We start from the raw sequence: 12,935 nt of genomic DNA, 5'->3' as shown, positions 1-12,935 counted from the left end.
GTTCCGCGTGCAATTCAAGATCGGGATGTAGCGGCGACGGCTGCAAAGCGCAACCGCCGCCGCGACAAACGTCTGCCTTGTCCTAAGCCTTAGTACAGCCCGCCGGTGCCCGGCCGCATGAAGAAGCCGGAATCCGGCTGCTGCTGCTGCGACGCCGGCACGCCACCGCGTCCGTCGGCGTCGGCAACGCCGATGACCGAATAATTGTCCGGCGGCGCCGTGCCCGGCTTGAAGGCTTCGAGGATGGTGCCGCCGGTCTCACCCGGGCCGGCGCGCATGCCGGTCTTGGCGACGACGCGCACGAGCTTGATGCCGGCCGGCACCTTGAACGGAACGGCGGGCTTGTCGGCGAGCGCGAGCTTGAGGAAATCGCGCGCGATGGGAGCAGCCAGATGGCCGCCGGTCGCAGCGTTGCCTTTGCCGAGCGCACGCGGCTTGTCGTAGCCCATATAGATCGCGACGGCGACGTCGGGCGAGAAGCCGACGAACCAGGCGTCCTTGGCCTCGTTGGTCGTGCCGGTCTTGCCGGCGATCGGCTTGCCGACCTCCTTGACCACGGTCGCGGTACCGGCCTGGACCACGCCCTCCATCAGCTCGGTGATCTGGTAGGCGGTCATGGAATCCAGCACCTGCTCGCGGCGGTCGATCAGCTGCGGCTCGTTCTGGTTCTTCCAGCCGCCCGGCGCGTCGCAGCCGCGACATTCGCGCTGGTCGTGCTTGAAGATGGTGCGGCCGTAGCGATCCTGGATACGGTCGATCAGCGTCGGCTTCACGCGGCGACCGCCATTGGCGAGCATCGAGTAGGCCGTGACCATGCGCATCGCCGTCGTCTCGCCGGCGCCGAGCGCGTAGGAGAGATAGTTCGGCAGCTCGTCATAGACGCCGAAGCGGCGGGCATATTCGCCGATCAGCGGCATGCCGATGTCCTGCGCAAGGCGCACCGTCACGGTGTTGAGCGATTGCCGCAGCGCGTTGCGCAGCGTCACCGGCCCCTGGAACTTGCCCGAGGAGAAGTTTTCCGGCCGCCATACGCCGGCGCCCTGGCCCTGGTCGATTTCGATCGGCGCGTCGAGCACCACTGTCGAGGGCGTATAGCCGTTGTCGAGCGCGGCCGAATAGACGATCGGCTTGAACGACGAGCCTGGCTGCCGGTAGGCCTGGGTGGCGCGGTTGAACTGGCTCTGGTCGAACGAGAAGCCGCCGACCATCGCGAGCACGCGGCCGGTCCACGGGTCCATCACCACCATCGCGCCGGACACTTCGGGGATCTGGCGCAGCCGGTACTGTCCCTCGACCGGATTGCCGTCCTTGTAGAGCGGATCGGCGTAGATCACGTCGCCGGGCTGGAGCACCTGCGACACCGCCGTTGCCGCCCTGCCCTTCGCAGGGCCGATCGCCGCCCTTGCCCATTTGATGCCGTCGAGCGTGATCAGGCCGGTCTCGCGCTGCTTGCTGACGGCGCCGCCGAGCTCGCGGCTCGGCTGGAAGCCGATGCGCGCCGACTGGTCGCTGGTCTCCAGCACCACCGCCATGCGCCACGGCGAGATGTCGGAGAGCGACTTGATCTCGGCGAGCTTGACGCCCCAATCGCCCGAAATATCGAGCTTGCTCATGGCGCCGCGATAGCCCTGCTGCTCGTCATAGTTGACGAGGCCGGCGACCATGGTCTTGCGCGCCATCACCTGGATCTTCGGATCGAGCGTGGTGCGGACAGACAGACCGCCCTCGTAAAGCTTCTTCTCGCCGTAGCGCTCGAAGATGTCGCGGCGGACTTCCTCGGCGAAATATTCGCCGGCGAAGGTGTGGGCGCCGTTGGACCGGTTGGTGACGGCCAGCGGCTCCTTGCGCGCCTTGTCTGCGTCGGCCTGCTTGATCCAGCCGTTCTCCTGGAGGCGGTCGATCACGTAGTTGCGGCGCTCGATGGCGCGGTCGCGGTTACGCACCGGATGCAGCGTCGCCGGCATCTTCGGCAGCGCCGCCAGATAGGAGGCTTCCGCCACCGTCAGCTCGTTCACCGACTTGTCGAAATAGACCAGCGAGGCGGCCGCGATGCCGTAGGCACCGAGGCCCAGATAGATCTCGTTCAGATACAGCTCGAGGATCTTGTCCTTCGAGTAGGTCTTCTCGATCCGCATCGCCAGCAAGGCTTCCTTGATCTTGCGGGCGAAGGAGACCTCGTTGGTCAGAAGGAAGTTCTTGGCGACCTGCTGGGTGATGGTGGAGGCGCCCTGCGGACGCCGGTTGGAGCCGTAGTTCTGGATATAGACCAGACCTGCGCGCGCCATGCCGGTGTAGTCGATGCCGCCGTGCTCGTAGAAATTCTTGTCCTCGGCCGCGAGGAACGCGTTGATCACGAGCTTGGGCACGGCCTGGATTGGCAGATACAGCCGTCGCTCCTTGGCGTACTCGCCGAGCAGCGAACCGTCGACCGCGTGCACACGCGTCATCACCGGCGGCTCGTAATCCTGAAGCTGAGAGTAGTCCGGCAAGTCCTTGGAGAAATGCCAGATCAGGCCTGCCACGGCCCCGACACCGACAAGGAACACCACCGTTCCCGCGGCGAACAGGAAGCCCATGAACCGCACCAGCAAGCGCATTATCTGTTTATCCGTTCAAACTCTGGATCAGCCCAGTATCAGCCCCTTGGCGCTCAAAAACAGGCGCCAACCTCACGTCGCGCATTCACCGGCCTACTCAATTACGTCAGGGCCGGACCTAAGACGCTCGCCGAACGGGATTCTCGCCGATTCCGGAACCCCCTGCGGCGTTTTTATAAATCGCCCGCTGTGGCCAAACTAGGGCTTTTGCGGCGGGACGGAAAAACCCTTTGTCAATTCTCTCAATTCGACGCCCCCCCGGTCGTCAATTCGACGATCCGGCGGTCGCCAGCCGCTTGGCCAGGAACCCGTCGATGGCTTGCGCCATCGCGCCCACGGCACGGGATCGCCATCCCTCGGAGACCAGATGCTCGAGATCGCCCTTATTGGAGACATAACCGATCTCGACCAGCACCGACGGCACGTCGGGTGCCTTCAGCACCCGGAAACCGGCCGATTTCAGCGGATGCTTGTGCATCCGCACAGTCGACTTCATTTCGCCCATCAGCACATGCGCAAAACGGTTTGAAAACGTGCGGGTTTCCCGCTGCGTCAGATCGATCAGGATGTCCGCGACGTCGGTCGGCTCCTCCGCGAGATTGAAGCCGGCGATCGCGTCCGCGCGGTTTTCCGCGTCCGCCAGACGCTGGGCCTCGGCGTCGGACGCCTTGTCGGACAGCGTATAGATGGTGGCGCCCTGGGCATCCCCCTCGGCGCGCGGCAGCGCATCGGCATGAATCGAGACGAACAGCGCCGCCTTGATGTTGCGGGCGACTTTGACCCGGTCATTGAGCGGGATGAACGTGTCGTCGTTGCGCGTCATCACGACACGGTATTTGCCTGCCTTTTCCAGCCGGTCGCGCAGCGCCAGGCCAAAGGCCAGCACCAGGTTCTTCTCGCTCTCGCCGCTCGACTGCGTGCCGTTGTCGATGCCGCCATGGCCGGGATCGATCACCACGATCGGCCGGCCATCGGCCTTCTGCTGCGCCGTTTCCGGGCCCGCCGTCGCGGGGACCGTGGCGGGCGGCGCATCGGCGATCGCGGGCCGCAGCTCGGGGCGGTTTTCCGGGGCGAGCGATTGCACGAAGGCGGCGCGGTCGACCTCCTCCAGCTCGAGCACGAGCCGGGCCGGCTGGCCGTTGGCCGCCTCCAATACGTAGGAATTGGCGATCTTGGCCGGCCCCGTCAGGTCGAACACGATTCGCGAGCCGCCGGGCATGACGAGCCCGTAGCGGAAGGCCTTGACCAGTCCCCGCCCGCCGGACCCGGTCCCCGCGGGCAGCTGAAAATTGACCTGGGGCACGTCCACCACCACCCGGTACGGGTCGGCGAGCGTGACGGCGCGGAAGCTGACGGTCCGGTCGATGTCGAGGATGAAGCGGGTCTGCTTGCCGTCGCCGGCCAGCCGAGCGGCCGAGGCGGTTGGAAAATTCGCTACCGCAGCAGAGGGTTGCGGCTGGCTTTCCGCGGCGCTCAGGCGGGAGGAATCAGCATATGGCAATGCCGCGGCGCACAGAAGCACGCATCCCAGCAGGACTCTTTGTTTTGCGCGGCTCGCCACCGATTTCGTGCCTCCGAGCAGCTTGTTTAACGCAATAGAACCACAGGGTTAATCGATCCTTAATGACAGGCGCGCGAAACTCGCTGACTGTGACCGCCGTGCGACGCTCCCTTGCACGGATGGCCCATTCCTCGTATGTACGGAATGCTGACGGCCGATATTTTCGGTTGTGTCGCATTCAGCCTCCCGGTGCAGCGCCGGAACTCTCAAGGTTTGGGAATTCCAGCGTTTTCCGTTCTCCTCTAAGACCAGCGCGGTGCGCGGCAGCGAGGTGGAGCGGGCCAAGCCCCGGCGGCGGACGGTTCCCGGGTACCACGTTTCCGGGACAGTTCGGACAGCGACGTAACCCATTACCCGGTCCCTTGATCCCAAGGGAGCGGTTCGTGATCCCCAAGGCGAGCGCGCTCGCGCCATGCCTGGCCAGCAGCAACTGATTGAGGGGCGGCCCCGCCGCCCAATGTTTCATACGGGCCGACGCTTGATGCGCCAGACTGTGCCGACGAATTCTGAAGGACCATTCGCGACGCTGCGGAGTGATAATCCCGCGCGCCGCCACGGCCCTGAGGCTTCCGGTCCGGCAAGGCGCGAGAGACGGCGTTTCGGCCTTCCCCTCACCCCCGAATCAGGTGGACCGTCGCGTCTCCCGGCGGCGCGATACGCGCCCACGGTGAATCGCGCCCGCCGCCGCCAAGAGTTAAGACATGCCCAACAAGATGTTGATCGATGCCACCCACCCGGAGGAGACCCGGGTCGTCGTGGTCCGCGGCAATCGCGTCGAAGAGTTTGATTTCGAGACGGCGCAACGCAAGCAACTGCGCGGGAATATCTACCTCGCCAAGGTCACCAGGGTCGAACCCTCGCTCCAGGCCGCCTTCGTTGAATATGGCGGCAACCGCCACGGCTTCCTCGCCTTCAGCGAAATCCATCCCGACTACTACCAGATCCCCGTTGCCGACCGGCAGGCGCTGATCGAGGCCGAGGAACAGGCCCATCGCGAAGCCGAGGAAGAGAGCGAGAACCGCTCGCACGGCCGCCGCCGCTCGCGTCACCGCAACGCCCGCCGCCGCGGTCACGGCGAACGCGTCCGCAGCGACATCGTCGAAGGCCTCGACGCCGGCGCCGATCCCGCGGCGCAGCCGGTCGAGGGCCAGATTCTGCCTGAGCACGCCGAGGGCGCTCCGCAAGAGGGCGAGCATCTGCACGCCGACGCGGAGCATCACGGCGAGCACGATGCCCATGATCACCACGAACATGATCACCACGATCATGATCATCATGAACACGCGCACGACGACCATCATCACGATCACGCTCACGATCATGACGACCATGGCCATGACGGCGGGCACGATCATCACGACCACGATCATGCCGACGAGACGCCCGCGCCTGTCGCGGCCTTTGGCGCCGAACCGGTGGTCGCGGCCGAGGCCGTTGCCGAACCGCAGGAGGCGACCTCCGAAGCGCACGCAGAGGCTCTGGCCGAAGCCGTAACCGCCGCCGCTGAACCGGCTGATGCCGTGTACGCTGCCGGCGAAAGCACCGAAGCTCCGCATCACGACGCTGACGCGGCGGCCGAGGACGACGACGACGAGGATGACGACGGCGAGGAAGCCGAAGAGGAAGTCGTCGAATCCGTCGGCGGCGACGACGTGATGGAGGAAGTGCCGGAGCGCACCTTCCGTCCGCGCCGCCAGTACAAGATCCAGGAAGTCATCAAGCGCCGCCAGGTGATGCTGGTGCAGGTCGTCAAGGAAGAGCGCGGCAACAAGGGCGCGGCGCTGACGACCTATCTGTCGCTCGCCGGCCGCTACGCCGTGCTGATGCCGAACACCGCGCGCGGCGGCGGCATCAGCCGCAAGATCACCAGCGCCCAGGACCGCTCGCGTCTGAAGGAAGTGGTGCAGGATCTCGACGTGCCCGAGGGCATGGGCATCATCCTGCGCACAGCCGGCGCCGCCCGCACCAAGCCCGAGATCAAGCGCGACTTCGAATACCTGATCCGGATGTGGGAGACGGTGCGCGACCTGACGCTGAAGTCGCAGGCCCCGACCCTCGTCTATGAGGAAGGCTCGCTGATCAAGCGCTCGCTGCGCGACCTCTACAACAAGGAGATCGACGAGATCTCGGTTGCCGGCGAATCCGGCTACCGCGAAGCGCGCGACTTCATGAAGATGCTGATGCCCGCCAACGTCAGCGCGGTGAAGCAGTATCGCGACGGCCAGCCGCTATTCTCGCGCATGGGCGTCGAAAGCCAGTTGGACGCGATGTTCTCGCCGACCGTGCAGCTGCGCTCCGGCGGTTACATCGTGATCAACCAGACCGAGGCGCTGGTCTCGATCGACGTCAACTCCGGGCGATCGACGCGCGAGCACCATATCGAGGACACCGCGCTCAAGACCAATCTGGAAGCGGCCGAAGAGGTCGCCCGCCAGCTCCGCCTGCGCGACCTCGCCGGCCTGATCGTCATCGACTTCATCGACATGGACGAGAAGCGCAACAACCGGGCGGTCGAGCGCAAGCTGTCCGATTGCCTCAGGCAGGACCGCGCCCGCATCCAGGTCGGACGCATCTCGCATTTCGGCCTGCTCGAGATGTCGCGCCAGCGCATCCGTGCCAGCGTGCTGGAATCCTCGACCGATCCCTGCCCGCATTGCGGCGGCACCGGCCATGTCCGCTCGGTGTCCTCGGTTGCGCTCCAGCTGCTGCGCGGTCTCGAAGAGATCCTGATGAAGGGCGCGACCCACAATCTCGTGGTCCGTACCCGCACCGACGTCGCGCTCTACGTGCTGAACCACAAGCGCGGCCATCTGCGCGACCTCGAAAACGGCTTCAAGGTCACCCTGGCGGTCATCGCAGACCCGAGCGTCAGCGGACCGCAGGCCTACCTCATCGATCGCGGCGAGCAGGTGCATACGCTCGAAGCCGCCAAGGCGCTGCTCGCGGCGCAGGCCGCGGCAAGCCCGCCCCCGGTGGTTGAAGAGGCCTATGACGACGAGGAGTTCGATCCGGAGCTGGAATCCGAGATCGAGTCCGAGGAGACCGAAGGTCTCACTGAAGAGCAGGCTGCCGGCGAGGCGGCCCCCGAGCAGGACGGTCAGCGCCGCAAGCGCCGCCGTCGTCGGCGCGGCCGCGGTGGCCAGCGCGACGGCGAGTTGCGCGAGGATAGCGCGCCCACGCTTCCCGAGCCGGCAATGGTCGCTGGCGAGTCCGAAGAGGACGCCGAGTCCGAGCAGGACGGCGAGGAAGGCGAGGAACAGGCAGCCCGTGGCGAGCAGCAGGGCGGCGGTGAGCGCCGGCGCCGGCGTGGCCGCAGAGGCGGACGCCGTCGGCGTGGGGGCGGCGAGGAAGGTCTTGCCGGCTCCATCGGCGACGAGCTCGGCACCCAATCACCATCGGAAGCGACCGAAGCGGTGGCCGATTTCGACGGCTTTGGCGGCGAGGCTGCGCCTTCGATCGCGCAGGCCGAGCACACCGCCGAGCCGCAAATCGCGCCGCCTGAGTTGCGTGCCGAAGTGCAGGCCGAGGCGCCGGCTCAGCCGGAGCCAGCTCCTGCTGTCGTAACGGCGGAAGAAGAGCCCGCTGACGAGAAGGCCGCGCGGCGGCGCTCCACCGTCAGGGAAAAGGTGAGCTTCCTGTCGAGCAGCCCGAGCGAGCCCGCAACGCCGGTTGCGCAGGCGAGCGAGCCGGTCGCGTCGCCGGCACCTGCGCCCGCACCCGAAGCGGCCAGCGAAACGCCGGCCGCCCCGCGCCGCGCCGGCTGGTGGTCCCGCCGTTTCGGCGGCGGCGAATAAAGTCGGACACAGAATAAAAAACGCCCGGCCAAGCCGGGCGTTTTTCGTTTCACCGCTCGCCAATCCGCTATGGCGGCAGCTCGTCATTACCGAGCGGCGCCACATCGCGCGAGGCGATCTGGCGGAGCTGGTCGTAGAGATCGGGCGCCTCGCTGGTGCAGAGGCAAACGCCTTTTGCGGAAGCTGCCTCGCCGGCGTTGAGGTAGGCGTGGCCCATGGTGCTGTCGAGATAGATGCCGTCGCCCTCACCGAGGATCTCCGGCGCGTAGAACTCGGTGTGGACGGCGACGCGTCCGCTCGTCACCAGGAAATATTCCTCGCCGCCATGGCGCAGCAGCGGGCCGAACTCCTCCAGCGAGCGCGCACGAACCTCGGCCACGATCGGCACCATGCGTTTGCCGATCAGATCGGTGCATTGATAGGTGTAGGTGTAGAATTTCGTGGTGATCACCTGCCCCTGCCCGGCCCGGCTGATGCTCCGCCGCGCGGTGACCGGCCGGCCCTGCACAGGCGCCGCGACCGCTGGATTGAACAGCTCGGCGATCTCCATCTTCAGGCCGGAGGTGAGCTGGAGCAGCTTGTCGTAGGTCAGCGACATCAGGCCGTTCTCGACCTTGGACAGGGTCGACAGCGCCATGCCGGTGCGCTCCGCGACCTGCTTGAGCGTCAGGCCGCGGGCCTGACGGGCCGCCTTGAGGCATTGGCCGAGCTGGGAATTGGCACCTTCGGGCGTCGTTATCTCGCTCATGCAGCAATCCTACCACGGCGATGGAAATATTGTTGGCCTATCCATCTAATCTTTTCGGCCAAGACGCCCCTTGAGGGGCCCATTTGACGACCCGTTGGGCAGCAGCGCCAGCATTTGGGCACGAAATGCCCCGCTTTGACGATTATTGGTGCGTCGCCTTCACTTTCCGATATGCTAAATTGTTTTCATAATTTGAAAGGGGATTGGCATTGTCCGGACTTTGCGATTCCAGCGCCGTTGAGCTGCGCCGCCTGCTGGCCGCGCGGGCGATCTCGCCCGTCGAGCTGCTGGAGGCCTGCCTGTCGCGCATCGCCACCATCAATCCTGCCGTGAATGCCGTCGTGACGTTGGACGTATCAGGCGCGCGCAAGGCGGCAACGGCCGCCGAATCCACCATCCTGCGCGGCGAGGATCGCGGCGCACTGCACGGCCTTCCGGTGCTGATCAAGGACACCCAGGACACTGCCGGGCTGCGCTCCACCTATGGCAGCCCCCTGTTGCGCGACAATGTACCGGTCGCCGACCAGGGCTCGGTCGCGCGGCTGCGCGCAGCCGGCGCCATCATCTTCGGCAAGACCAACACGCCGGAATGGGCGGCCGGCGGCAACACCCGCAATCCGGTGTTCGGCGCAACCGGCAATCCCTTCGATCCCATGCGCTCGGCAGCCGGCTCCTCCGGTGGCTCGGCGGTGGCGCTCGCCTGTGGCATGGCGCCGCTCGCCTCGGGCTCGGACACCGGCGGCTCCTTGCGCAATCCGGCAGGCTTCTCCGGCATCGTCGGCATGCGCCCGTCCTACGGTCTCGTGGCCAGCGAGAAGCGCGCCTTCGGCTGGTCGAACCTGTCGACCGACGGACCGATGGCGCGCAATGTCGCCGACACCGCGCTGATGCTGTCGGTGATGGCGAGCGACGATGTCCGCGATCCCCTGGCCTATACGCTGCCCGGCGAGCCGGTGCGCAGTCGCGCCGAACGCTGGGCCGCACCGCGTCCCGCGAACCTTGGCAAGCTGCGCCTCGCCTTCACGGAGGACTTTGGCTTCGCCCCGACCGAGCAGGCCATCCGTCGCGTATTCCGCGATCGTGTGGCGAGGCTCGCGCCGCTGTTCGCCGACTGCCGCGAGGCGACGCCGGATTGCTCCGGCGCCGACGACGCGTTCGCGGTTCTGCGCGCCGGCCTGTTCCTGGCGATGCACGGGAAGAACTACAAAGAGCGTCCCGAAATGCTCGGCCCGAATGTCCGCGCCAATGTCGAGGAAGGCCTGAGCTACACGCTCGAGGATCATGGGCGCGCCGCCACGACGCAGACGCGGATCTATCGCGCCTACCAGACCTTCTTTGAAACTTGCGATGTGCTGATCAGCCCGACCATTACGCTGAGCCCGCGCCCCTGGTCGGAGCTCTATCCCGCCGAGATCGACGGCGTGCCGACCAAATCCTATTTCCACTGGCTCGCGCTCGCTTATGCCGTGACGCTTCCCGGCCACCCCGCGATCAGCATTCCGCTCGGCCTCGATGAAGCCGGCCTGCCGTTCGGTCTCCAGATCGTCGGCCCGCGCGGCGGCGACGCCATCGTGCTTTCGGTCGCCGCGAGCATCGAGGCCGCGTTCGCGGGCGATGCGCAATTGTGCCGGCCGGTGCCCGACCTGGCGCGGCTCGCCGCAGCGCCGCCGCTGTCGGCCGCGCCCGGTTTCCTCACCTGGGAATAACCCGACACCAGCCCTGGATGCACCGCCGGCGCAACGGAGACGAGCATGACGGAACTGCCGAGGAAAACCAGCGTCATTGCCTTCGTCCTGCTCTACATCGCCTACTGCATCTCCTACATCGACCGCGCGGCGATCTCGCTGGCGCTGGCGCAGATCGGCAAGGACTTCAATCTGCAGGCCGCCGATCTCGGCATCGTCATCAGCGCATTCTTCCTCGGTTATGCCGCGATGCAGGTGCCGGGCGGATGGCTCTCCGACCGCTTCGGCTCGAAATATGTGGTGATCGTCACCATCGTGATGTGGTCGCTGTTCACGGCGTTCACGAGCCTTGCCTGGTCGCTGACATCGCTGATCGCGATCCGCTTCATCTTCGGCATCGCCGAGGGCGGCTTTCCGCCGGCGAGCATCCGCGCCATCGCCGAAGTGTTCAAGAAGGACAGCCGGCCGAAGATGTCGGGACTGCTGCTGTCGTCGAACTATGCCGGCAGCATGGTCGCGCCGCTGATCATGGCCCCGCTGATCCTCTGGCTCGGCTGGCGCCATGCCTTCAACGCCATCGGCATCGCGGGCATCGTCTTCGCGGTGGTCTATTTCGTCTTCGTCCCCTATCTGGGACGCCCGGGCAAGGCCGATGCAGGCGCGCCAGTGAAGGCCGAAAGCCGCGCGCCGATGCGCGAGCTCATGAAGAATCCGCTGCTGTGGCAGTTGATGGTGGTGTGGTTTGGTCTCAGCTGCGTCAACAAGGGCCTGGATTCCTGGATGCCGCTCTACCTGCTCCAGCAGCGCGGGCTCGACCTCAAGACCGTCGGCGTCCTGGCGCCGATCCCGTTCGTGATGGCGACGATCGCGACCGCGATGGGCGGCTGGATGATGACGACGTTCTTCTCCGAGCGCGAAAAATACCTGCTGATCGGCAGCTCCGCATTGACCGGCATCTTCCTCTACGCCATGTACAAGTCGGAGACGATCACGATGCTGATCGCGTTCCAGTCGCTGGTCTACTTCTTCAAATCCTTCGTGCTGGCCTCGGTGATTGCGCTTCCGACCAAACTGCTCCGCGACGACCAGATCGGATCAGGCGTCGGCATGGTCAATCTCGGCGGCCAGAGCGCGGGCTTCGTCGCCCCCGTCGCGATCGGCTTCATCGTGACCGGAACCGGATCGTTCGATGCCGCCTTCGGCTTCCTGGTGGCGATGACGGCGTTGTCCGTCGTGGTCGCGGCAACCATCAGCACGGCGCAGCCGAAGCTCGTAGCACAACCGGCCTGACAGGAGCATTCTGCCCATGCAAAGCGCGATCGTTCTCGGCGGCGGCATGATCGGCGTGAGCGCGGCGCTGCACCTGCGGCAGCGCGGCTGGACCGTCACGCTCGTCGACCGCAGGGAGCCGGGCCGCGAGACCAGCTACGGCAATGCCGGGATGATCCAGGCGGAAGCTGTCCGCCCCTATCCGATGCCGCGCGACCTCGCCTCGCTCCTGAAGATCGCGACCGGCCGCACCAACGACGTGCGCTACAGCCTGTCGTCGCTGCATCTCCATATCGAGCCCCTGCTCCGCTACTGGTGGCATTCGGCGCCGAAGCGGCATCGTGAGGCGATCGACGCCTGGGCCAGGCTGATCGCCTATGCGACGGCAGAGCACGACATTCTCATTCGCGAGGCCCACGCCGACAATCTCATTCGCCGCGCCGGCTACCGGGCGCTGTATCGCGACGCCGCTGCATTGGATCTCTCGATCAAGGCCGCCGAAGAAGACCAGCACGAGTTCGGCGTGAACTTTCGTGTTCTTTCGGGCAGCGAGCTCGCCAAGGCCGAGCCGGTCCTGCGCGACGATCTTCCGGGCGCGATCCATTGGCTCGACACCTGGACCGTGTCCGATCCCGGCGCGCTGGTGACAGCCTATGCCGAGCTGTTCGAGCGCCTCGGCGGCAGGATCGTGCTCGGTGATGCGCAGTCGCTGCAGCAGACTGCAGCCGGCTGGTCGGTCGATACCGATCAGGGACGCATCGATGCCGCGACGGCCGTCGTGACACTCGGGCCGTGGTCGCCCGATCTGTTGCACAAATTCGGCTATCGCATTCCGCTGGTGCGCAAGCGCGGCTATCACATGCATTACAGCGGCGGCGCTTCGCTCGACCTGCCGCTGATCGACAAGGCCGGCGGCTATGCCATGGGGCCGATGGCCAAGGGCATCCGCATCACCACGGGTGCGGAGCTGACGAGCCCGGACGCACTTGCAACGCCGGTTCAGCTCGCCAGCGCCGAAGCCTCCGCGCGGGAGCTGATCGACCTCGGCAAACGCGTCGAGCCCGACCCGTGGTTCGGCACCCGCCCGTGCACGCCCGACATGCTGCCGGTGCTCGGCCCCGCCCCGCGTCACCCCGGCCTCTGGATGAATTTCGGCCACGGCCACCAGGGCTTTACGCTTGGCCCTGCGACCGGGCGCCTGCTCGCCGAGATGATGAGCGGCGAGACGCCGGCAATCGATCCGACGCCGTACCGGCCGGAGCGGTTCTAGCTGCCGGCGTT

At 66.2% G+C, this 12,935-nt stretch carries 8 protein-coding genes; 4 read left to right on the top strand and 4 right to left on the bottom strand.

Annotated elements, in window-relative coordinates:
• Positions 1-89: 89 nt before the first annotated feature.
• The 3 genes from AAFG50_RS20365 to AAFG50_RS20355 form a co-directional block, all read right to left on the bottom strand.
• Positions 90-2,597 carry a penicillin-binding protein 1A gene (locus AAFG50_RS20365; RefSeq protein ID WP_028171239.1) on the bottom strand — a complete coding sequence of 836 codons (2,508 nt, stop codon included), beginning with the start codon at positions 2,595-2,597 and terminating at the stop codon, positions 90-92.
• A gap of 265 nt (positions 2,598-2,862) precedes the next feature.
• The gene (locus tag AAFG50_RS20360) at positions 2,863-4,158 is read right to left on the bottom strand and encodes an N-acetylmuramoyl-L-alanine amidase (RefSeq protein ID WP_028171238.1); all 1,296 of its coding nucleotides are present in this window, start codon (positions 4,156-4,158) and stop codon (positions 2,863-2,865) included.
• Between the two features lie 611 nt (positions 4,159-4,769).
• Positions 4,770-5,714 (bottom strand): hypothetical protein, encoded by a 945-nt coding sequence (locus AAFG50_RS20355; RefSeq protein ID WP_269466505.1) that lies wholly within the window; start codon positions 5,712-5,714, stop codon positions 4,770-4,772.
• Between AAFG50_RS20355 and AAFG50_RS20350 the strand changes: the two genes are divergently transcribed.
• Positions 5,679-7,952, top strand: coding sequence for a ribonuclease E/G (locus AAFG50_RS20350; protein WP_269466506.1), 2,274 nt, complete (start codon positions 5,679-5,681; stop codon positions 7,950-7,952). The two genes, AAFG50_RS20355 and AAFG50_RS20350, sit on opposite strands and share 36 nt — an antisense overlap.
• A gap of 67 nt (positions 7,953-8,019) precedes the next feature.
• Here the strand turns inward: AAFG50_RS20350 and AAFG50_RS20345 are convergent, their stop codons facing one another.
• The gene (locus AAFG50_RS20345; RefSeq protein ID WP_028171236.1) at positions 8,020-8,700 is read right to left on the bottom strand and encodes an XRE family transcriptional regulator; all 681 of its coding nucleotides are present in this window, start codon (positions 8,698-8,700) and stop codon (positions 8,020-8,022) included.
• A gap of 209 nt (positions 8,701-8,909) precedes the next feature.
• On the opposite strand from AAFG50_RS20345, the gene AAFG50_RS20340 reads away from it, so the two are divergent.
• The 3 genes from AAFG50_RS20340 to AAFG50_RS20330 are packed head-to-tail and all read left to right on the top strand — an operon-like array spanning position 8,910 to position 12,924.
• The gene (locus AAFG50_RS20340) at positions 8,910-10,406 is read left to right on the top strand and encodes an amidase family protein (RefSeq protein ID WP_028171235.1); all 1,497 of its coding nucleotides are present in this window, start codon (positions 8,910-8,912) and stop codon (positions 10,404-10,406) included.
• A gap of 45 nt (positions 10,407-10,451) precedes the next feature.
• Positions 10,452-11,675 (top strand): MFS transporter, encoded by a 1,224-nt coding sequence (locus AAFG50_RS20335; protein ID WP_028171234.1) that lies wholly within the window; start codon positions 10,452-10,454, stop codon positions 11,673-11,675.
• Positions 11,676-11,691: 16 nt separating this feature from the next.
• Entirely contained in the window at positions 11,692-12,924 is a 1,233-nt protein-coding gene (locus AAFG50_RS20330) for an FAD-dependent oxidoreductase (protein WP_028171233.1), read from the top strand.
• Positions 12,925-12,935 lie beyond the last annotated feature (11 nt).

The organism is Bradyrhizobium sp. B039 (genome assembly GCF_038965675.1).
Classification (GTDB): Bacteria; Pseudomonadota; Alphaproteobacteria; order Rhizobiales; family Xanthobacteraceae; genus Bradyrhizobium; species Bradyrhizobium diazoefficiens.
The sequence above is the reverse complement of the archived record's forward strand: the minus strand, read 5'-3'. Positions and strand labels throughout refer to the sequence as shown.